The sequence below is a fragment of the Halomonas sp. KHS3 genome (assembly GCF_000830495.1).
In the GTDB taxonomy this organism is placed as follows: Bacteria; Pseudomonadota; Gammaproteobacteria; order Pseudomonadales; family Halomonadaceae; genus Vreelandella; species Vreelandella titanicae.
Genome location: NZ_JWHY01000009.1, coordinates 36750 through 58711 on the forward strand (window position 1 = coordinate 36750; position 21962 = coordinate 58711).

Annotated in this window: 23 protein-coding genes; 11 read left to right on the forward strand and 12 right to left on the reverse strand. The window is 54.4% G+C overall.

Features of this window, described 5'->3' with window-relative positions:
* Positions 1-2 precede the first annotated feature (2 nt).
* Positions 3-665 carry a response regulator gene (locus RO22_RS18415; protein WP_041159022.1) on the reverse strand — a complete coding sequence of 221 codons (663 nt, stop codon included), beginning with the start codon at positions 663-665 and terminating at the stop codon, positions 3-5.
* Between the two features lie 105 nt (positions 666-770).
* On the reverse strand, positions 771-1724 hold the full coding sequence (locus RO22_RS18420) for a LysR family transcriptional regulator (RefSeq protein WP_041159023.1): 954 nt from the start codon (positions 1722-1724) through the stop codon (positions 771-773).
* Between the two features lie 163 nt (positions 1725-1887).
* Here RO22_RS18420 and speB point away from each other — a divergent pair, with 163 nt between their 5' ends.
* Entirely contained in the window at positions 1888-2790 is a 903-nt protein-coding gene (speB, locus tag RO22_RS18425) for an agmatinase (protein WP_041159024.1), read from the forward strand.
* 69 nt (positions 2791-2859) lie between these two features.
* Here speB and RO22_RS18430 read toward each other — a convergent pair whose 3' ends face one another.
* The gene (locus RO22_RS18430; protein WP_041159025.1) at positions 2860-3483 is read right to left on the reverse strand and encodes a hypothetical protein; all 624 of its coding nucleotides are present in this window, start codon (positions 3481-3483) and stop codon (positions 2860-2862) included.
* 338 nt (positions 3484-3821) lie between these two features.
* Positions 3822-5096 (reverse strand): O-acetylhomoserine aminocarboxypropyltransferase/cysteine synthase family protein, encoded by a 1275-nt coding sequence (locus RO22_RS18435; RefSeq protein ID WP_041159026.1) that lies wholly within the window; start codon positions 5094-5096, stop codon positions 3822-3824.
* Between the two features lie 382 nt (positions 5097-5478).
* Here RO22_RS18435 and RO22_RS18440 point away from each other — a divergent pair, with 382 nt between their 5' ends.
* Positions 5479-6468, forward strand: coding sequence for a HipA domain-containing protein (locus RO22_RS18440; protein WP_022521509.1), 990 nt, complete (start codon positions 5479-5481; stop codon positions 6466-6468).
* A gap of 1 nt (position 6469) precedes the next feature.
* Positions 6470-7210, forward strand: coding sequence for an HIRAN domain-containing protein (locus RO22_RS18445; protein WP_022521508.1), 741 nt, complete (start codon positions 6470-6472; stop codon positions 7208-7210).
* A 92-nt stretch (positions 7211-7302) separates the two neighbouring features.
* Here the strand turns inward: RO22_RS18445 and folE2 are convergent, their stop codons facing one another.
* The 6 genes from folE2 to RO22_RS18475 all read right to left on the reverse strand — a co-directional run bounded on the left by folE2 (position 7303) and on the right by RO22_RS18475 (position 12232).
* Positions 7303-8205, reverse strand: coding sequence for a GTP cyclohydrolase FolE2 (gene folE2 / locus RO22_RS18450; protein ID WP_041159027.1), 903 nt, complete (start codon positions 8203-8205; stop codon positions 7303-7305).
* Positions 8202-9317: a CobW family GTP-binding protein gene (locus RO22_RS18455; RefSeq protein WP_041159028.1), complete on the reverse strand. Its 1116-nt coding sequence runs from the start codon at positions 9315-9317 to the stop codon at positions 8202-8204. The genes folE2 and RO22_RS18455 overlap by 4 nt, the downstream gene beginning before the upstream one ends.
* Before the next feature lie 6 nt (positions 9318-9323).
* Complete coding sequence (gene dksA / locus RO22_RS18460; RefSeq protein ID WP_084625482.1) at positions 9324-9803, reverse strand: RNA polymerase-binding protein DksA; 480 nt, start codon at positions 9801-9803, stop codon at positions 9324-9326.
* Positions 9804-9926: 123 nt separating this feature from the next.
* The gene (locus RO22_RS18465) at positions 9927-10589 is read right to left on the reverse strand and encodes a DUF1826 domain-containing protein (protein WP_235270529.1); all 663 of its coding nucleotides are present in this window, start codon (positions 10587-10589) and stop codon (positions 9927-9929) included.
* 73 nt (positions 10590-10662) lie between these two features.
* Positions 10663-11496 carry a metal ABC transporter permease gene (locus RO22_RS18470; protein WP_022521503.1) on the reverse strand — a complete coding sequence of 278 codons (834 nt, stop codon included), beginning with the start codon at positions 11494-11496 and terminating at the stop codon, positions 10663-10665.
* Positions 11486-12232, reverse strand: coding sequence for a metal ABC transporter ATP-binding protein (locus RO22_RS18475; RefSeq protein WP_022521502.1), 747 nt, complete (start codon positions 12230-12232; stop codon positions 11486-11488). Before RO22_RS18475 ends, RO22_RS18470 begins: the two co-directional genes overlap by 11 nt.
* Positions 12233-12350: 118 nt before the next feature.
* Here RO22_RS18475 and RO22_RS18480 point away from each other — a divergent pair, with 118 nt between their 5' ends.
* On the forward strand, positions 12351-13412 hold the full coding sequence (locus RO22_RS18480; RefSeq protein WP_041159029.1) for a zinc ABC transporter substrate-binding protein: 1062 nt from the start codon (positions 12351-12353) through the stop codon (positions 13410-13412).
* Here RO22_RS18480 and RO22_RS18485 read toward each other — a convergent pair.
* Both RO22_RS18485 and RO22_RS18490 read right to left on the reverse strand, forming a co-directional pair.
* A complete protein-coding gene (locus tag RO22_RS18485; protein ID WP_041159030.1) occupies positions 13409-14053 on the reverse strand; it encodes a hypothetical protein in 645 nt (214 codons plus the stop codon). The genes RO22_RS18480 and RO22_RS18485 overlap by 4 nt on opposite strands.
* Positions 14054-14356: 303 nt before the next feature.
* Entirely contained in the window at positions 14357-15754 is a 1398-nt protein-coding gene (locus tag RO22_RS18490) for a PLP-dependent aminotransferase family protein (RefSeq protein WP_022521499.1), read from the reverse strand.
* Positions 15755-16113: 359 nt separating this feature from the next.
* Between RO22_RS18490 and RO22_RS18495 the strand changes: the two genes are divergently transcribed.
* From RO22_RS18495 to RO22_RS18525, 7 genes are read left to right on the forward strand one after another with little or no spacing between them, the layout of a single operon-like run.
* Positions 16114-16596, forward strand: coding sequence for an MSMEG_0572/Sll0783 family nitrogen starvation response protein (locus RO22_RS18495; RefSeq protein WP_022521498.1), 483 nt, complete (start codon positions 16114-16116; stop codon positions 16594-16596).
* Between the two features lie 14 nt (positions 16597-16610).
* Positions 16611-17603: a Nit6803 family nitrilase gene (locus RO22_RS18500; protein WP_235270530.1), complete on the forward strand. Its 993-nt coding sequence runs from the start codon at positions 16611-16613 to the stop codon at positions 17601-17603.
* A complete protein-coding gene (locus RO22_RS18505; RefSeq protein ID WP_041159031.1) occupies positions 17596-18690 on the forward strand; it encodes an MSMEG_0568 family radical SAM protein in 1095 nt (364 codons plus the stop codon). The genes RO22_RS18500 and RO22_RS18505 overlap by 8 nt, the downstream gene beginning before the upstream one ends.
* A 33-nt stretch (positions 18691-18723) precedes the next feature.
* Positions 18724-19332, forward strand: coding sequence for an MSMEG_0567/Sll0786 family nitrogen starvation N-acetyltransferase (locus RO22_RS18510; RefSeq protein WP_041159032.1), 609 nt, complete (start codon positions 18724-18726; stop codon positions 19330-19332).
* Positions 19329-20330 carry a sll0787 family AIR synthase-like protein gene (locus tag RO22_RS18515; RefSeq protein ID WP_041159033.1) on the forward strand — a complete coding sequence of 334 codons (1002 nt, stop codon included), beginning with the start codon at positions 19329-19331 and terminating at the stop codon, positions 20328-20330. The genes RO22_RS18510 and RO22_RS18515 overlap by 4 nt, the downstream gene beginning before the upstream one ends.
* Before the next feature lie 2 nt (positions 20331-20332).
* Complete coding sequence (locus RO22_RS18520) at positions 20333-20617, forward strand: MSMEG_0570 family nitrogen starvation response protein (RefSeq protein ID WP_041159034.1); 285 nt, start codon at positions 20333-20335, stop codon at positions 20615-20617.
* 41 nt (positions 20618-20658) lie between these two features.
* Positions 20659-21942, forward strand: coding sequence for an MSMEG_0569 family flavin-dependent oxidoreductase (locus RO22_RS18525; RefSeq protein ID WP_041159035.1), 1284 nt, complete (start codon positions 20659-20661; stop codon positions 21940-21942).
* Positions 21943-21962 lie beyond the last annotated feature (20 nt).

Genomic DNA, 21962 nt, shown 5'->3' on the forward strand with positions numbered 1-21962 from the left:
AGTCAGCGCTTGAGGAACTGAGAAAAATCGATATCGTTGGCCGATAAAATTGCTTGTACGCGGCTGGTCACACCCAGCTTGCGCAAGATCGCCGACACATGGGCTTTCACCGTGGTTTCCGCGATATTGAGATGATAGGCAATCATCTTGTTAGATTCACCGCGGGTCATGTGTTCCAACACCTGTAGCTGTTTGCGGGTCAGTTGGCGCAGCTGTTCCGCAGTAAAACCCTGCTCCTGGTGGCGACGCTTACGAATACTGTCCGGCGCGCGCATGGCATCGGCAGGTAGAAAGATATTGCCTTCCAGCACCTGGGCAATGGCATGGCGCATCTGATCACGGGGCAATGATTTGGGGATAAACCCCGCTGCACCACAAGAGACCGCCTGAAGAATAATCTGCTTATCCTCTTCCGCAGAAACAATCACTACTGGAATCGTAGGCTGCTCGTTACGCAGCCGCAAAAGGCCCGTAAACCCATTCATGCCAGGCATATTTAAATCTAGCAATATCAAGTCAAGATCAGGCTCTTGCTGGGCATGAGCAAGAGCCGCATCAAAATCTTCCACCTCGACAATCTCAGCATCTGCGTAAGCTTCACGAATCACGCGCGCCATAGCGTCACGTACCAGGGGGTGATCGTCGGCAATCAGGAGTTTATACATTGCTGTCATTATTATGGTTGCCTGTGGTTTAGCTAAATCCCGCTTACTGCGTCTTTGCTGACACTCTACTAAGTCACTCGCCTTTATTGAAGCTACTTCCAACCATCAAGCGGGCCGCAGTGCCCCTGAAGAGGCTTGCTGCCGGAATGTGTCGGCGAACTCGATCAGTGATTGAGTTAGCCAGATGAGAGCAGGCTCATTGGCAAACAGCCCATGCTGGATCAGAGTCATTTTCAGCGTTGGGAGCTCTTTGGGCGGCTCCACCATACGCACCGGCAGCATCATGACAAAGCGCTCAGCCATCTGACGTGGCAGCGTCATGATCGCTTCCGTCAGCGCCACCACCCGCGCCGCGGCGATGTAGTTGAGATTTTTAGAGATGACACGGCGGGTTAAGCCGTGTTGAACCAAGCAGCTATCGATATTACTGGGGCGCAGTCCGCTAATATCCGCCAGCTCCACATGGAGCGCATTCGCAAACTGACCAATATTCAGCCCATCGCCCACGCGATCATTATGGGTAGCAGCCAAGCAGACCAGCTCCTCATCCATCCAGGGGGTCTGAATCACGCCACTGGGCAACGCGCTTTGGCTATCCAGCCCTACCACCATATCAATTTGGCGCTGTTCCAACCCCTCACTCAGCACATCCGGGGTAATCAGCTCAATGGAAAAGCTAATGCCCGGCGCATAACACAACAGCTGACTTAAAAAGAGCGGGTACATGACCTCTTCAAAGTAATCCGTGGTGGCGAGCGTAAAGCGTCGTGTGCTGTTGGCAGGCGTAAACATCGCGGGGGGCGCAAGACCTTGGCGTAGCATCGCTAGCGCCTGTTGCACCACGGGCAGCAGCTCAAGTGCTCGGGGTGTCGGCTGCATACCGTTTTCGGTGCGCACTAGCAGTGGATCATCCAGCGATTCACGCAGCCGTTTTAAGGCATGGCTCAAGGCTGGCTGGCTTAAATGCAACGTTTCTGCCGCGCGAGTGACGTGACGCTCGTGCATCAGCGCCTCAAATACCAGCAGTAGATTTAGGTCGAAATGGCGTAGCGAGCGCATAGCTTCTCATTATTCATATCACGAATGGTTAAATTCTAAACATTCATTTAATTTATCACTGGTAATTGCTTATTGTCTGCTGCTTATTCGCCACACGCGACTATCAACGATAATCCAGCACGCAAGGAGAAGCACACCGGTGACCCACCCACAAACACAAACCATGCCCAGCCTTTATGGCGATGTGATTTCTACCTTTATGGGCGTAGCAAAAGCAACGGATCCTAAGGCAACCGACGCCGACGTTGTGGTGAGTGGCGTTCCTTTTGACCTTGCTTGTTCTGGCCGTTCTGGCACCCGCATGGGGCCGAATGCTATTCGTCAAAGTACCGCTAACCTGATCTGGGAAGGCAAGCGCTGGCCATGGGACTTTGCTTTGGAAGAGCGCCTCAAGGTGTGCGATGCAGGCAACGTTGATTACGCTTATGGTGAGCCCGAAAGTCTAGTCGATAACCTGGAGACTCACGCCAATCGTTGGTTAAGCGCGGGTAAAAAGATGCTTACCCTGGGTGGCGACCACTACATTAGCCTGCCGCTACTGCGCGCCCACGCCCGGGAACACGGCCCGCTGGCGCTGATCCATTTTGACGCCCACACAGACACCTACGAGCAAGGCACGCGCTTTGACCACGGCACCATTTTTCACCACGCCCTCAAAGAAGGACTAGTTGTGCCCGAGCACTCGCTGCAAATTGGCATTCGCACCAGCTACGACCGCCACAACCACCCTTACGAGGTGCTGGATGCGGACTGGGTCAATGACCACGGTGCCGCGGCCGTGCTTGAGCGCATTCGTGCCCGCGTCGGTTATCACCCGGCCTACGTTACCCTGGATATTGACGGCCTCGACCCCGCCTACGCCCCTGGTACCGGTACACCGGTGTGCGGCGGCATGTCCACCGACCTGATGCTGAAAGTGATCCGTGGCATGGTAGGCATGGAACTGGTCGGTATGGACGTGGTGGAAGTGAACCCCGCCTACGATCACGGCGACATTACCTCGCTTGCCGCCGCGACATTAGGGCTGGAATTTTTGTATACGCTGGCAGCATCTAAGAGCGCTTGATGGCTGAACGTAAAGGGCGCCATTAGTGCTCTAGCACCTGCTATTGGGTTATCGATCGCCTCAGCAATGCTAGCGACCGGCTTGTTCACGCACTGCGTCGATATCCCAACTGCGCATTAGCTCCACCGCCATATCCTGGGATGCCAAGTTCTCCCCCTCCACCTGGATCAGAATGCGCCCATCAAGCAACATGGTGACCTCAGCTTGAGAGCGGTTGGGCTCCCACTTGACGATGGCCGATTCACGGCCCATGCGAACCCGCTCGGTATTAGGTTGGGCGGTCAACATGGCCGGGTTGTTGAACAGTGCAGCCATGCCCTGAACCATGGGGTTGTCGATCATTATGCTTGCCTTAAGCCGGCCACTGCCATCGCTTTCACTGTACTGGCGTTCAAGCATGGCTCCGCCGCCCATCATAGCCGCGGCGCCACCGCCATCGGATTCGGCATCCTCAGCCTCCCAACCTTCAGGCGGCGTGGGGAAGGTCTCGGCGAGACGGCCCGACTGCAGTTTGCGAATGTCGCTTATCGCGAACTCGAGTTCGGTGAGGGCGCCGCCATAATCCTCTTCCTGATAGAGTTCAAGACCCAACTCGATCTGTTCGACGACCTCATCGGCCACCGCGACAGTCGATACGGGCAGCACCAAAGCACTAGCAAGCAGCATCCCGCAGTACGAAGGTAGCTTTTTCATGGCATTTCTCCTTGTAAATTAACAGTCATCTCGAAACCGCGCAGCTCTTCCGCTACAACTTTCTCGTTTGAAGTACTGGCCATTAGTTCGAATTCAGCACCGAAAGAAACTTCATCAACTCAAACGTCGCAATAAGCATTGTACATATGCTAAAACGAGCAGAACTGGCTCGAGATACTGGTCGCAGTCGAGCAGATGCTAGCGCCAGGCAGAGTTGATTGCGGAGGTTAAGCCAGCTTAATGATTCTAACTATTGTAAGCTGATGTCGTAAACAACATGACGCTAGGCCTACACCTAACGCCACTTGTTATTGGACGGGTTTTGAATCAGTTCTGCGCTACCCTTGAGAGGCCGCCAGCGCTTGATCAATATCCGCCAGCAGATCGTCGATATGCTCGATGCCGATCGATAGGCGCACCATATCCGGCGTGACACCAGCGGCTTTTAGTTCCTGCTCGTTGAGTTGGCGGTGCGTGGTAGAGGCGGGAATGGAAGAACAGCTTTTGGCATCGCCGATATTCACCAGGCGAAGAATCAGCGCCAGCGCATCGTAGAAGCGCTCACCAGCGGCCTGCCCACCTTCAATGCCAAAACTAAGAATCCCCGAGGCATGGCCGTTCATATAACGCTGGGCCAGCGCATGATCGGGATGGTTTTCCAAGCCAGCATAATGCACCCAGGTGACCAACGGATGACTTTCCAGATGCTTGGCAACCGCTAAGGCATTGGCACAGATACGCTCAATCCGTAGTGACAGCGTTTCCAATCCCTGGAGCAGGTTCCAGGCCGCTTGAGCAGAAAGCGCCGCGCCCATATTACGTAGCGGCACCACCCGGGCGCGGGCAATAAAGGCCGCATCGCCCACATCACGGGTATAGCTCACACCGTGATAGGAGACATCAGGCTCGTTGAGTAGCGGAAAGCGGCTGGCATTCTCGGCCCAGGGAAAGGTGCCTGAATCAACAATCACACCGCCCACCGTGGTGCCGTGGCCGCCGATATATTTGGTCGCCGAGTGGACGACAATATCCGCCCCGTGCTCAATCGGCCGACATAAGAACGGCGTCGCCGTGGTGTTATCAACTATTACCGGCACCCCATGACGATGCGCCGCTTCGGCGAGCTTTGTTAGGTCGACCACGCCACCCGAGGGGTTACCAATGCTTTCGCAGAAAACCGCTTTGGTACGCTCATCGATCAGCGCTTCGATGCCATCAATATCGTCTTTGTCGGCAAAACGCACCTGAATGCCTTGGCGCGGCAAGGTGTGGGCAAACAGGTTGTAGGTACCGCCATACAGCTCGCTGATCGAGACAATGTTATCGCCCGCTTCAGCAATGGTCTGAATCGCATAGGTGATCGCTGCCATTCCCGATGCCACCGCTAGCCCAGCGATACCGCCTTCCAACGCGGCTACCCGTTGCTCCAACACGGCGCAGGTCGGGTTCATAATGCGCGAGTAAATGTTTCCTTCGACTTTAAGATCAAAGAGATCCGCCGCGTGCTGCGCGTTGTCGAAGGAAAACGACGTGGTTTGATGAATCGGCACCGCCACGGCGTTTTGTGAATCAGGCGAATAGCCATGGTGGAGGGCAATGGTTTCTGGCTTCATGAGAACGGCTCGCTAGTTTTTGTTGAGATCCGCTATTGATCCTAAACAAGCGCTGCGAGGAAGGCCAACAATCGTTCGTCTCCGATCTACCAGGCGAGACCACACACGTTAACCAACACTACTCACTGCGCGCCACTGCATTGTTGGCGTGCAAGCTTCCCGTATGCACAACCTTAAGCTGTATCCCTGGCTACGCTAGGCATCTAACGAAGCGTTTTATTCCTCCGCCTTGCGGCGTCTGAGGGTATTTCATGGTTGTACGCTATATGTTTAATTTAGTGTTTAAGTGAGGTTAAAGGTATCGTGCCCTCGATCAGTTGATCTGCAATATGGTGAAGCTACGGGAGGACTTTTTTATTTTCAGGTGAAGAGGAATGACACCATGATTAACCGTGAAGACATTCATCAACGACCAGACCAGGTGATTGACATCACAGGCTGGGATGTTCACCAAGATTATGAAGTCTTCCCAGTAGGCGCTCGTGACAAATCACTCCGCGTCTGTCCCGACCCCGCCCCATATGATTTCTGTGTTCCTGGACATCGATATTTATTTAAAGAAGCTATTAAAAGCGCGAAAAGCTCTGAGCCACGATACCCCGATCAATATTGGGCGGAGGTAATCGCTTTTCATATCGGCCGATTAATGGGCCTTACCCTACCACCCGTTTTTGTTGCCTTTGACTCGTCTCGAAACGAGCCAGGTACAGTCAACGAGTGGTTTATTGGCTATGCCGATAGCAGGGAAGATCGCTATGTTGCTGGCGTAGATTACTTGCAACGGCTTATACCAGCGTTTGATATAGATAAAGGCAGGCAGCATAATTTAACATCCATTATCGAACTAAGCCGTGTGCTAGAGAGAGGCGGATGGCTTACCCATGATTGGCGACAATACTGGGGGCTTTGCCTATGTTTTGATGCGTTAATTGGCAACACTGATCGCCATCAAGAGAATTGGGGATTGATTTGGGGAGAAAACGGCCCAACTGCCCGTTACACGCCCTACTTTGATAATGGCACCAGCCTCGGTCACGAGTTGCAGCCCCAGAAAATGCAGCGCATGATGCGCGACCATAATGAATTCAATGCCTACCTTAACAGAGGGCAGCACCACATGCGCTGGGCCAAAGGCGACAAAAAGCGCCTGCCGCTTATTCAGGGTGTTACTCAGTATTGTCAGCAATTCCCTGCTATTCGACCAATACTGATAGAACGCTTACAACGTTGGTGCGATGATGACCTTAGAGACATCCTGAATGACTTAACTTACTTTGACACCCCACATCCCATTACCCAAGAACGTGCTGACTTCATAGCGTTTTTGACTCTGACAAGGAGAGAGCGCCTTTTACAGGCTCTGGAGAACTGATATGACCCGCTTAATCGAACACTTGGTGGAACCACACCGGCTGCTGCTTTATTGGCAGGCACGCGAGAGCAAAATGCGCTCTCGCTATCTAGTGGGAGAATTGGTCAAGCGGGACAATAACGTGGTTCTGGTGTATGCCCTGGATAGCTCAGAGATGGCAGAAGCAAAGCTTTTGGGCTTTCGAGGCTACCCGGCATTTTCTATGAGGCAAGCAGAGCACAATCATCAAGTATTGGAAGCTTTCACTCGCCGCTTGCCGCCACGCAGTCGTCGTGATTTTGGGCGTTATCTGGAACTGCGCGCTATCCCAGAGGATGCCAACATTAGCGACTTCGCTTTACTGGGTTACAGTGGCGCCAAGCTACCCAATGACGGTTTTGAACTTGTTCACCCTTTCGACAACCCACCTGAAACCTTCGAGGTATTAATCGAAATAGCAGGCTTTCGGCACGAATCACAGCTTGAGATAACAGATTTACAGGTAGGCAGCAGTGTTCAATTTGTCCCCGAACCTGAGAACCCTGTGGATGCTGATGCTATCCGCATCGAAAGCGCTGGGTGCAAACTGGGCTATGTCCCGAGAGGAAACCTCGACATGCTGCACCGCATGTTAAAAGAAGGCGCGACCCTCGAAGGGGAAGTATTTCGCACCAACGGGACATCAGAACGCCCGCTTGTCTATATTCTGACGCGTATTTTAAGAGGCGACCTACCCTTTCAAGCGCTAAAAATGCAAGCTTAGACCCATTGATGCTGAATACTCCATTATCTGGAGCTCCCCTTGCTGCTTGCGCTTTGTATAGCGCGAGTAGGCCAGAAACAGTCCAAACACGTTTACCAATTCCACTCACTGCGCGCCACCGCGTCATGGGCGTGCAGGCTTTCAGCATGCACGACCTTGAGCTGAAACCCAGATACCCCCGGCGCTTGCCGTAGTGCTTTATCCAGCCGCCTGGCCGCGTCTTCACAGAACATCAGGTTTTGTCCATTGGCGAGGGCAAAGGCCTGTTCATCGATACGTTTTACCGCGGTTTGCAGCGCGGTACCGAGTGCTCGCTCGATACGGTCAATCGAGTTTTCAATAGAATCCGCGAGGGGCCATTCTCCGTTTTCGCTTTCAGATAACCGCAAACTGCATTCGACACTGCTGCGCTGACTATGGGGCGTTGCGAGTATCCCTTCTTCGCTACCTAGCCACGCAGATACCGCAGATTTGGTTAACGGGATTTCCGCAAAATCTTCCTCAAAGGCCTGCTGAATCAGCTGCCTTGCCAGCGCCGCCGAGCAGGGGCAGGTGGACGAATACCACACTGTAAGGTCGAGTTCAGCCTGAAAGCCAGCGTGCGTTAATTGGCAGCGCAAGGTGAAGGGGTAACTTTTCCACCCGGCTAAAGGGCTGATCAAGGCTTGCCGCTTAAGCGGAAGCTCGCCTTCGATGCTTAGATAAGCATGCTGCGATAAGCCATCTTGGCTGGTTAAAAATGCATTCAATACGCCCTTAACCACTGGAAGTGTCAGCGGTGCTTCTTCAAGCGGTGCCAACGCCAAATACAGCCGGGACATATGGATTCCCCGTGCATCAGCGTCATCCAGGCTGACCCCTGCGTTGAGTTTGGCCGTCACACTGCGGCTGCCTAGTCGGATGGGGAGTGCGATGCCCTCCATGCCTACCCAGGTCAAAGCGGCCGGTGAGCGGGCGGTTTGTCTGGCTACATCAGGCAGGGTTAAAACAGTCATTGGGCCACCTCTTGGGATGCATGAAAAAAGCGGTACAACTCAGCCTCTGTTTCCGGCGTCACGTTTTGGGTAATAAATACAAAGCGAGATACACGGTCTCCCACGCTGTTCTTGGGCAGCGGCGCGGGTGGATGAAAAATATGTTGCACACCGTGCAGTGCGAGTGGCGTATCCCTGTCAGTAAGATGGACAATGGCTTTAATGCGCAGCATTTTATCGCCCATTAGCGACATCAAAATATCCAACCAATTTTCCAGCACCTCAGGCTCAATAAGCTCGTTAACACTAAAGCAGAACGATTTAATGTTGTCGCTGTGGGAGTTGCCTTCGGGCTGATAAGAACCGAGCGGCGCGCCGGTGAGCAGCCGGGGCGTTAAAGGCGCTGCTTGATGCACGGTGTAACTGCCTGCTTTGAGCCACTTCTCGACCTGATACGCCTGGGCATCCTTGTGAGCGTCGTTGCCCGTGTCGGCATCAGGAGCATGGCGGGCCAGCCCTGCCCCCACTAACAAGTCCGCCGAAAGTTCGCCGTTGATTACCTGCCACTGCTCAGCCGCTGGGTTGAGTCGAGCCAGTCGATTAGCCAACTGGGAAACCGTCTCCTCGCTGGCCAGGTCAGTTTTGGTGATTAATAGCTTTTCGGCCACCGCCACCTGCTGCTGCGACTCCCGGTGTGCATCAAGAGTCCCCATGCCGTTCGCCGCATCGACGCAGCACACCACACTATCCAGCTTAAAGCGGTGCGCCAGCCAGTGATCCGTCATCAATAGTTGCAGCAGCGAGGTAGGCGATGCCAGCCCGGTGGTCTCGATCACTACCCGAGACGGTAGGGCTTTGTCTTGGGCCTCCAGATCTTCCAATGCTTGTTGTAGCGTGCGACTAAGGTCGCCCCGTAGCGTGCAGCACAAGCATCCGCTGCTCATTTCGATCACCGCCTGCTCATCGCTTTGGGTAATCAATTGATGATCCAACCCGATGGCGCCAAACTCGTTAATCACCATCAGGGTATTGGCCATGGAGGTTTGGTGTACCCAGCGGTTGAGTAGCGTGGTTTTTCCACTGCCGAGGAAACCGGTCAGTACATTGATCGGGATTAATGGTGGCTCCCGCATAACGGCTCACTCCCACCTGGCTTTACGATAGTGGTGTTCTTTACTCTCCTGACGCTCTTTGGCTTCAATGCATAGTTTCGCTGTAGGCCTAAAAAACAGCCTTGGGAGCCCGATAGGTTCGCCGGTCTCTTCGCAGTAACCGTACTCGCCGTTCTCAATTCTTTTTAATGCCGCCTCAATGTTGCTAAGCAAGCGGCTTTCCCGATCGGCTTGGCGAAGAGCTAGACGCAACTCCTCTTCAAACGAGGCTTGATCCGCTTCATCGCTATCTCGCTCATGGGAGGCAATTGCGGTCTTGATCTCTTTTAAGTGCACCTCAAGTTCACTTCGCTCGGCAAGCAGACGATGACGAAAGAACTGCAGCTGTTCATCGTTCATATAGTCACTGGTGGGCATGGCTAATAGCTTGGCTTCCCATGCTTTTTCAGATGACTCATTCTCCCAGTCAACGTTGACCGCCTTTTCATCCGTATTTTGGTTACTCATATGTTGCACATTCATACTTTGGTTACCCATTCATTGTTCTCGCGATATTGACCTGATCAAGACATAACTGCACTCGTCGATGATCGTTCCCAGTGGTCGAGATAGCTGCTGAGATAGCGGCTATTAAGCAGGCTCAATGGTCATGAGTAGTCGTTTGCTACCGTTTTCCAGCGCAGGGCTTCTATGCACCAGGCCCCGCTCTTCGCAGCCTACCCAGCCGCTTCCTTTGATTAACGCTATGTCCCCCGGCGAAAGGTGTTGAATAGCGCTGGTATCGGTTGCGATATCGGGTCGCTCGGGGTGCGGCGCGCCCAGGCCCTCGCGGTTAATGGCGTGCTCGGGCAGCCATTCGCTGCCCGGCCCAAAATAGGTAGTCACCATGCGCACGGGGAGGTTATCGCAGTGAAAGCGCGGGCACATGGCGCTATTGAGCAGGCGCAGGCGAATGCCGACGGTTTGGGTGTCAAACAGAAAGGCGATGGCTTCGGCGATCGTCGCCATATCCTCAATCAGCGAGGAAGCCGCGTCCGGGGCGGGCATGTGACGGCGCAAATCGGCGATGAAGGCTTCATCGGGGTGACCAAGCCAGCTATATTGCCAGGCACGATCCGTTTGGCACTGCGCCTGGGCGCTAAAGGCAATATCGGTGGGCAGCGGGCGCTGGAAGATCGCGATGTTAATGGCGTCTTCAAAGATACGCGGCAACACGCTGATGTCGTGACCCCTGGCGGCATGGTCTGGCAACGTCAATTGAGCAGCAGGTACTGCAGGCATAAGCGAAGACATCAATGACTCCATAAGCGCTGTTAATGAACTAAGGGGGTATACGGCAAAGGAGGTTGTCACTGCTTCCACCGCACTATTTACCGGAATGACAGGACGCGGGCTGGAGGCGCTGACGCAATAAGCGCCAGCCTTGGGTCACAACCGTCGCCAGGGTAAACAGCACAGCGGCGAGCGTGACTATCGTTGGGCCGGTCGGGGTATCCATCACATATGCAGTTCTCAGCCCTGCTGTCACCGCCAGCATGGCGACCCCGGCGGCTACCAATGCCATGACTTCTGGCGTGCGGCAAAATGGCCGGGCGGTGGCCGCCGGGATGATCAACAAGGCAGCTATCAGCAGCACGCCCACCACTTTCAGCGCCACGGCGACGACCACCGCGAGTGCCAAAGTGAGCACTAACTGTTCGCGCCGGGGCTGGATGCCACTGGCATAGGCCAGCTCGTCGCTCAACGTGGCGGTCAATAACGATGACCAGCGCCAGAAAAGCAGCGTCAGCACCAGCGCCACTCCGCCGCCGATAATCCAGATATCCGTTTTCCCAACGGCCAGAATATCGCCAAACAGATAGGCACTCAGGTCGATGCGTACGCCGGCCAGAAACGACACGGCGACCAGGCCGATGGCCAGAGCCGAGTGCGCCATTACCCCGAGCAAGGTATCCATGGCATAGCCACGCCCACTGAGCATTGACACACAGCTTGCCATCACAAGGGCGACCGTCAGTACGCCTAAGAAGATGGAGACGTCCAATAACAGCGCTAACGCCACGCCCAGAATGGCGGCGTGGGCGGTCGCATCGCCGAAGTAGGCCATACGCCGCCACACCACGAAACACCCCAACGGGGCGGCGGCCATGGCCACTAATACACCGGCGATCATCGCCCGCCACATAAAATCATCCAGCATTGGCGGCCTCCTCATGCTGATGGTGGCGGTAGAAGGCTAAGGTCTGGGCGGTCTGATCGCCAAACAGCGCCTGATAGTCCGGCGATGAGGCCACCTGCTCGGGCTTGCCCTCGCAACAGATAACACGATTCAGGCACAGCACATGATCGGCGGTACGCATCACGACGTGGAGGTCGTGACTGACCATCAGTACAGCGCAGCCGTAGCTGCGGCGCACGCTTTCGATATGCTGGTAGAACTCAGCGGTACCTCGGTGATCAAGCCCTTGTGTCGCTTCATCGAGAATCAGAATATCGGGTTTTGCCAGCAGCGCCCGGGCTAACAGCACGCGTTGGAACTGGCCGCCCGATAGCTCGCTCATTGCCGCCTTGATCAATGCCTCGGCGCCGGCATCTTCCAGCGCCTTTTGCACACTGCGATGGGGGTGGCGACGGGGCAAGTTGATAAAACGCTTGACCGTCATGGGCAAGGTAGGATCCAGGTGAAGCCGCTGGGGCACATAACCGATGCGCTGCTGCGGGGCGATGGTCACCTGGCCGGTGGTGGGCGTTACCGCACCGATCAGCGTTTTCACTAGTGTGGATTTCCCCGAGCCATTAGGGCCAATCAGGGTCACCACCTGTTGCCGATATAAATCGAGATTGATGTTCTCGAGGATATGCTGTCCGCCGAAACGAACGTTCAGTTGGCGAACGTTCAGAATCGCATCGTGATCAGGAGGCTGAGCAAGCCGCATAATTGAAGGTCGTCTTTTCTGTATTTGTTATGTTATAACATGTCTATATCGCATAGGCGAGTGTCGATGCCTATGTTCGAACCCAGAAAAGCCATAGTTGATGATGAGGAGAACCCTGATGAATAACCGTTTAGCTCGTTTGTCTTGGCCGCTATTAGCGGCTTTCCCGCTGGTTGCCGCCGCAGAAGTGCCGCATGTGGCGGTGGATATTCCGCCGGTGTATTCGCTTGTCGCTAAGGTGATGGGGGAGCGCGGCGATCCTGAGCTGTTTATTCAGCCCGGTGCTTCGCCGCATGGTTATTCGCTACGCCCTTCTGAAGCACAATCCCTCGATGATGCGGACCTGGTGGTATGGGTAAGCGACGCGCTGACGCCCTGGCTATCCGGCGCCATCGACAGCCTGGCGGGTGATGCACGCCACCTTGAGCTAATGGATGTGCCTGGCATCACCACATTGGAATACCGCGAAGGCGCGACCTTTGCGCTCAACGATGGGGATGAACACGGTCACGGGCACCATGATCATGACCACGACCACGACCACGACCACGACCACGACCACGACCACGACCACGACCACGACCACGACCACGACCACGACCATCATGAGCATGATCATGATCATGGCGATCATGAACACCACGGTCATAATCACAGCCATACCGGCATGAACCCCCATGCCTGGCTGGATCCTGTCAATGCCCGCCGTTGGCTGGATGCCATCGCCGAGCAGTTAAGTGAGATCGACCCTGATAACGCAGCGTACTATCGCGACAACGCCGCCCAAGGGAAAGAGGACTTAACCAGCCTTCAGGAACATATTCAGGATCGTTTGGCCAACAGCGCCGACACCCGCTTTATTGTTTTCCATGATGCTTACCAGTATTTCGAGGAGGCCTTTAACGTCCAAGCGGCCGGGGCTATTTCCATCGGCGACGCATCGTCACCCAGCCCGGCACGTATTGAGGAACTGCAAACGCTGGTGAATGACGAAAATATCCAGTGCGTTTTCAGTGAACCTCAGTTCAATCCGCAGATGGTCCATAACGTGTTTGGGGATACGTCGGCTTATATCGGCGTCATGGATCCCTTGGGCGTGGGTCTGACGCTGGATGCTGGTCTTTACGATGCGCTACTGGAACAGCTGGCTAATGAGATTGCGCGCTGCACCGATGCCTAAACAGCTTTTTTCTTAAACAGCTTTCCAAGTTGATAAAGGTCGTGCATATACCTATCAAACTTTGAAACAAGCAGCGACATAAAGATAAAGGCATAAATAACCAGCATGATGATCAGGGGGTCGTTAAGCCAGGCCAGAAAAGGAGTCGATATCGGATAGCTAATCGTGTAGACAGTCATGGCCGCTAATAGCTGAACCAGGAAACAATTAACAATCACCAGGGCAATCAACGCTGCTCGTATATTGATATGTGGCAGCGTTGTTTTCCAAAACGGTAAATGGCGTACTTCTATGCGCTGTCGCTCTGCACCTTCTCTAACGCCGTTAAAGCTCAATCTTTTTTTACGCCGCAGTAAGGGGATTGCATAGCTGCCTGCCTCCTCTTCAGAAAACGCTGCCAAGGCGATATCCCGATTGAATTCAGCACCCAAGGCATTGGCCGCCACTTGATCGAAATCTGCCCACGCATGGTTTTGTTGAGCGGTTTTAGCTTGGTCAGAAAGCGTTTTTAAGCGGTTTTTATCGGCCTTCGACAACTTCTTATCATTGCCGACGTTTATATTGTAATGAATTTCGTATACCTGATATAAAGCAACGGTCACACCCACAAAAATCATAAAAAAGACAATGTATATCAACATATTAACAGACACCTCCTAAACAAAACCGAACCTGCTAGGCGAAAAACAGCTTTGTTAGCGTTCAAACTAACTTAAAGACTATGCCTGCGCACAGCTGACAAGTACAGGCTCAGAAAGCCTCAAAAAAGCCGGATCAGACTACGGATCGCAAATTCCCACACCGTGGTAGTGCCCCACAGCGTGCATTAAACCAGGGAGATGAGGACTCCTGTCATTCATCGCCGAAGATAATGGGCGTTAAACCACTTTTGCTATTCGTCTGGCTAATCAATACCAAACCGTCACTAGGACAGTTGACCAAGGTTACATCGTCAGAGATGACAGATAGGCAGGTTGGTCGATGATATCCGCCACATAATGCAGCCTTTCCTCCCAGTCCTCTCTTGTCAGTTGACCACCGAAGCACAAGCGCAGAGCTTCAGGGGGATGGTTGTCGGTACTAAAAGCAGCGCTGGCAACCGCACTAACGCCATGTGAACGTAATTGCACCGCCAGCTCTGAAGGGTTCCAGCCAGAGTGCTTGGGCAGCTTGAGCCATAGGTGGAAAGCACCTTTGGCAGACACGATGCGCTGACGTCCCAGAATCTTCTCGGCTATTTCAAGGCGGGCAATGGCCTCGATACGGATCGCTTTAAGCATGGCATCTGCCGTCCCATCGGTTATCCACTCAGTGACCAGGGCGTCAATCAGCGGGCTGGACATCACCGAGGTGGCTCGAAGCGCCCCAGCGGTTCTCTGCGCCTGTCGCTTGGTGGGGGCGTGTAGGAATCCTGATCGCAAACCGGGGCCAAAACACTTGGCAGTCCCCGTCAGATAGTAAGTGAGCTCAGGGGCCAAGTTAGCAATAGGGACGATCTTCTCTTCGCTGAGCATGGTGTAAGCATCATCTTCAATAATCGGGATGCTATAGCGCAAGGCAACATCGGCCAAAGCTTCACGACGCCCCAAGGGAATAGTCGTCGTCGTGGGGTTTTGGATGGTGGGATTAATGTACAAAACGGCCACTTGACCCTGCTTACAGATATCCTCGAAGGAGCGAACAAGAGGGCCATCGGAGTCACGCTCCAATGAATGCAGGGTCAGCCCGAGCTGGGCCGCAATAGCCTTTAGGCCGGGGTAGACCAGGCTTTCGACACAAATTAGTTGACCTGGGGCTACCAACTGCATCAGTAGCCCAACCAGGCCGCTGTGAATACCGGGGCATATCAAGACCTGTTCCAGTGTCGTGTTGTCCAGCCGCCGATCCAGCCATTGGAGCGCAGCCACACGGTCATGATGGCTGCCACCAAAGGTTTGATAACGCAGCAGTGAGTAAAGATCACGCTGGGCCAACACCGAGATAGCGCTATCGCGTACTCGTTCAATCAACGTCGGTATCGCGGGCTCAATCATTAGGTTCATGGTCATCTCATAACCACTGCTCGGCTTCACTGACACTGCCTTACCTTTAATAAAAGTGCCCGAGCCCGGATGCGAGTCAATCAAGCCTCGCAGCTTAGCTTCGTTATAGGCACGCGCCGCCGTCGTGTAATTGATACTCAAAGCCCCCGCCAGTTCTCTCAGCGGGGGCAGTCGCTCGCGGGGCTGCAGCCGACCACTACCGATATCTTCAGCAATCAATTCAGCGACCAGACGATAAGCTGGCTGGCTGACCTCCTTGTCTAAACGTTTTCGCCAGCGTTCCAGCTCAGATGTATGCATATCTTCCCCGTCGTTAAATAAACATTGTTACCTACTCTTCTTATCGACCAAAACTTATCACTGATGGGCTAAAGATTGCACAAATAAAAAATTGATTGCATATGTACTTAATGGTGCAAAACACACTTTTATTGCACAAATAAGGTGAAAAACACAGTTTTTTTGAAACATTAGCCTTTTATTATTTTTTTAGCCTAAAAATTTGGTCAATTTTTAGGCTTAGAGCGACCTACATGATCGACAATTGATTGGATCAATAAGCATATCAATTGGCACGTCGATTGCTCCGTATTGATCGTACCGCTTGTGTAAGCACGGCGGTTAACGACTCTCCCACTCGCAATAAACGGAGCTTAGACATGCCTACAGTGACGCAACCACTCAACAAGAAAGGCGATTTTCTGGTCGACTACGAAGAGAAGGTTTTTGAAGACGTAAAAGCGAAACCAGGCGAAAAAGCCCTGGTAACTTTTCATACGGTTGCCTTTGAGGGGTCGATCGGCTTCGTGAATATGCTGCAAGCAACGCGCTTGCTGCGTAAAGGCTTTGAAACCTCCATCTTACTGTATGGCCCCGGGGTCACTTTGGGCGTACAGCGGGGCTTCCCCACCCTGGGCGATGAAGCGTTTCCCGGCCACATGAACTTCAACAATCAGTTGACCAAGTTTATGGCCGAGGGAGGCAAGGTCTACGCCTGCCGCTTTGCTCTTCAAGCACTCTATGGTCATGGCGAACCGTCACTCATTGAGGGCATCCGCGCGATCAATCCACTGGATGTGCTTGACCTTAAGCTGCTTCACGTGCGCGACGATGCACTGATCATCGATACCTGGACGGTCTAAGGGGAGCAGCGGCCATGGCACAAGCAAACATGACAGAAACCACCATAGTGCGGGCCGCTGCCGCTCAGCTTTCTCCCGATCTTGAGAGTGTTGGCGGCACGCTGGTCAAGGTACTGGATGCCATCGACGAAGCGGCCAGCAAGGGGGCTGAGCTGATCGTGTTCCCCGAAACCTTCGTTCCCTACTATCCGTACTTTTCATTTGTCTACCCCGCCGTGGCCTGTGGCGCCGAGCACTTACGGCTGTATGAACAGGCCGTGGTGGTACCAGGCCCAATCACTGATGCTGTCGCTGAGCGCGCTCGCACCCTGGGCATCGTCGTCGTGCTTGGCGTTAATGAGCGTGATCATGGCACCCTCTACAATACTCAACTGATCTTTGATAGCGACGGGCGTCTGTTGCTGAAACGCCGCAAGCTCACGCCGACCTACCACGAACGCATGATTTGGGGCCAGGGCGATGCCTCGGGCTTGAAGGTGGTGGATAGCGCCGTGGGCCGTGTTGGCGCCCTGGCCTGCTGGGAGCACTACAATCCGTTGGCACGTTATGCCCTGATGACCCAGCACGAGCAGATCCACTGCAGCCAGTTTCCTGGCTCGCTGGTCGGCCCAGTCTTTGCGGATCAAATTGAGGTAACCATCCGTCATCACGCCCTTGAAGCGGGCTGTTTCGTGGTTAACGCCACCGGCTGGCTAACCGACTCCCAAATCGAATCCATTACCCCCGACACCACGCTACAACGTGCTCTGCGTGATGGCTGTAACACCGCCATTATCTCGCCAGAAGGTAAGCACTTGGCCGAGCCGCTGCGCAAAGGAGAAGGCATCGTCATTGCCGACCTGGATTTCGCCCTGATTACCAAGCGTAAGCGAATGATGGATTCGGTGGGCCACTATGCGCGCCCTGAACTGTTGAGCTTAGCCATTAACGATATGCCCGCCCACTGCTTCCAGCCACTGGCCACTTCCGCTCAGGGCCATAATGCCCAAGGAGATGAAGATGAGTAAGCTCGCCGATCGCTCACGCTTGTTCACCGAACTTCAAACCCATGGCGTACGCCTGCAGGATGCATCACAAGAGCATGTCAGCCGACGGGGCGGCGCTGGCCCTTCTGACCATCAGGCAATAACCATCGATGGAATCACTATGATGGTGCCCGTCTATACCCAGTCGGCATGGCGTTCACCGTTTAGCGTAGTGTCAGGTGATGAAGGGCATAGGCTGACTGAAAACACGATTCCTATGGCCGATATTACCTTTGCAGATACGCCCCACTTCTACGACCTGCAAACCGCTGACGGCGTCCCCTACACGCATATCGCCACCTTGCATAGCCGCGATGTACTGGCCACGACGGTACTGCAAACATGCATCCGCTATGAGAGCAGGCGCAAAGCCTGCAAATTCTGCTCGATTGGTCAATCACTCCAAGCCGGGCGCACCATTGCGCATAAGTCCCCAGACCAACTGGCCGAGGTGGCTAAGGCCGCTGTCGAGCTCGACGGTGTCAAACATATGGTCATGACTACCGGAACGCCAGCCACGTCTGACCGAGGAGCCAGCGTCCTTTGCGAAAGTGCCAGGGCCATCAAAGCGGCCGTGGATCTTCCGCTGCAAGGGCAGTGCGAACCACCGAAGGATCCCGTTTGGTATGTCCGCATGAAGGAAGCTGGCATTGACAGCCTGGGCATGCATCTCGAAGTGGTCACACCTTCGCTAAGAAAAACGCTAATGCCAGGCAAGGCCGAGGTTGGCATCGAAGAGTATATGCAGGCGTTTCGCGATGCTGTTGACGTCTTTGGCCGCGGGCAAGTCAGCACTTATATTCTTGCCGGGCTCGGGGATACCCGCGAGGCCATTCTGGAAACCTGCCAACACCTAATCGAAATCGGCGTTTATCCCTTTGTAGTGCCGTTCGTGCCGATTAACGGCACGCCATTAGAAGATCATAAGCCGCCCAGCGCCGACTTTATGGAGTCGATCCTGGCGCCGTTGGGCAGACGTCTCAAGCTCGCAGCGCTGCGCTCTAGCGATATCAAAGCGGGCTGCGGGCGTTGCGGTGCCTGTTCAACGTTGTCTGAGTACGAGCGCTAACAGCACGCGAAACGCTTAATAGAGGAGTGCCCGATGATGTCAACATCCGACGCCTATTCGGCCTATTCCAACTACCGGATCAAGTGGGTGAGCCTGCCTTGGGAAACCGATGAAGCACTGGCATTGCGGCGGCGCGTTTTCTGCGATGAGCAGGCAATATTTGATCAGGACGACCGAGATGCCATCGATGAATCAGCCCACCTACTCGTCGCTTTAGGGTGCACAGGAGGATGGTATGAGCAAGTGGTGGGGACAGTGCGTATTCACGAATCAGAACCTGGACTCTGGCATGGTTCGCGTCTTGCTGTTGACCCAGCCTTCCGCGCCCAAGGCCGCCTAGGCTCCACGCTGATTCGGCTGGCCGTCTCCAGCGCTCATGCATTGGGCTGCCAACGCTTTTTGGCCCGGGTACAGGCCCAGAATGAGGCTCTTTTCCAACAGTTGCACTGGCGAAGCATTGGAGAGGAGTTAATCCTTGATCGACCTCATGTCGTCATGGAGGCCGACCTTACCCACTACCCCCCTTGCCACTCTCCTCTTAGCGGCTTTGTTGTGCCTGGGCGTCAACGCCAACCTCTCGCTGAGCTGGCGCCTGGGCTGCTTAAGATCCTTTCAGCCCCCGCACTGAGACAAGCATCATGAGCCAAAAGCAACGACTCGACCTAACAGAACTGCTCCAGAAAGTGCACGATTATAGTGGTCTTGCCCATAAGGCCGATATCGCGCGGATCGCTCCCAACCTGACAGCACTGCCCGATGGCTGGCATCCCAACGGCGACGATACCGCGGCCATTCCCAGCGGCGAAGGCTACACACTGTTGGCGATGGAAGGGCTACTTACCGCCTTCGTCGCCGAGGATCCTTGGTTTGCTGGCTGGTGTTCGGTGATGGTTAACGTCAGTGATATCGCCGCAATGGGCGGGCGGCCCCAGGCAATCGTCAATGCTCTATGGAGCCATGACCCAGAAAGCGCTGAACTCATTGCCAAAGGCATGCGTGAGGCCGCCGACACCTTCCGCATTCCCATCGTCGGTGGCCACACCAACCTGCGCTCCAATCAGCCGCAATTGGCGGTCGGCATCCTGGGTCGAGCCCAATGCCTGCTGAGCAGTTTTGCGGCGCGGCCTGGGCAATTATTAGTGGCGGCTATCGACCTGCGCGGCGCCTATCAAGCGCCCTATATGAATTGGAACGCGGCCACAACGGCGCCCGCTGAGCGTTTGCGTGGCGACATCGAACTGCTTCCCTGTATTGCTGAAGCGGGCTTGGCTATCGCCGCTAAAGATATTAGTCAGGCCGGTCTCCTCGGTACCACCTTAATGCTCATGGAGAGCGCTGATGTAGGTGTGAGCATTAACCTTGACGCCATCCCGAAACCCGAGAAAGTCACTTGGGAAGACTGGTTATGCACCTTCCCTAGCTTCGGTTACCTGCTCACCACGGGTAATGAGCACCTTCCCATGCTGCTAGAGCGCTTCCGTGCCCGTGGCATCGCCGCCGCGCAGATCGGCGAGATCGTTTCCTCACCTCAGCTCTGGGTAGAAACCGACAATGATCGCCAGTTGTTCCATGACCTTGCAACGACTCCATTAACCGGACTGAGTCGCCCCCAAATGCCCATTCCCCAACAGGAGCTTTGAGCATGCCAGCCATACACTTCCACGTTCGCTGGCCAGATGGCAGCGAAGACCAGTGTTACTCACCCTCTACCGTCGTAAAGGAGTACTTCCAGGTCGGCGAGCGTCTCAGCGTCGATGCTTTTGTGGAGCGCGCCGACACAGCCTTAGAGGCGGCCAGCCAGCGCGTCGAACAAAAATTCGGCTTCTTCTGCTCCAGTGCCATTGATCAGTCGACGGTCATCAAGGCCAAAGCCCTGCAGTTTGGCAATAATCCGCAGGACATGGTCGAAATTATCCGCATCGACTAGCACATCAAACATCTCATCAATCGTTGCAAAGAGAGAGCGATATGAAAGACCTACGTAAGCACTACTCTGCCATTATCATCGGTGGCGGTCAGGCGGGGCTATCCGTCAGCCACTACTTTCAACAACAGGCAATCGACCATCTCGTTATAGAGAAACACAGCTTAATGCATAGCTGGCAGACAGCGCGTTGGAATTCATTCACCTTAGTGACGCCGAATTGGCAATGCCAGCTACCCGATCACCCCTACGACGGGGATGATCCTAAAGGCTTTATGAAACGAGACGACGTCGTCGCTTACCTTGACCGCTTTGCCACCAAGGTTCAGCCTCCCGCCCTCGAAGGCGTTGCCGTTAATCGCGTCAGTCTGAATAGCAATGGGAAGTACGAAGTGAAGAGTTCCGCGGGTGAGTTTAGCGCGGATCAGGTCGTGGTGGCCTCCGGCGGTTATCATCTCCCTATCATTCCACGTATGGCAGAGCGATTGCCCGATCGGTTGTTCCAGCTACATTCCGCAGAATACCGAAGCCCTGAACAGTTACCCGAGGGGGCAGTGTTGGTGGTGGGCTCCGGCCAATCTGGCGCCCAGATTGCCGAAGACCTGCACATTGCTGGGCGAAAAGTCTTCCTCGCCACCGGTGATGCCCCGCGCGTGGCGCGTCAATATCGCGGCAAAGATGTTGTCGAATGGCTTGATGAAATGGGCTACTACGAGATGTCGGTCGATCAGCACCCATTACGTGAGGGAGTAAGAGATAACACCAACCACTATGTTACAGGGCGTGATGGGGGCCGGGAAATCGACCTGCGTAAGTTCGCGCTCGAAGGCATGGAGCTATTCGGGCTATTAGAAGAGTACCGCAATGGGGACTTTATCTTTCGCGATAATTTGCAAGCCAACCTCGATCATGCCGACAGTGTTTACTGCAACATAAACCAGCGAATTGATGCCTATATCGCCTCCCAGGGTATCGAGGCCCCACCAGCGTCCGAGTACACGCCATGCTGGGAACCGAACCAAGAGCGTTCCGAGCTAAATCTGGTCGACGCAGGGATTAGCGCCGTTATCTGGTGCATCGGCTTTCGCCCTGACTTTCACTGGCTTGATGCTTCGGTATTCAATGGTCAGGGCCATCCCATACACAAACGCGGTGTCACCCAACAGCCCGGCCTCTACTTTATTGGCCTGCCATGGCTGCATACCTGGGGCTCTGGGAGGTTCTCTGGGGTGGCGGCTGACGCTGAATACTTGGTTGAACGCATCAAAGCTTATCAGCGACAACAGGATGCGGCGTTACAACCGCTCTCGGAGCAAGCGTCAGCCTGACGCGGTTCACACTAGCCATT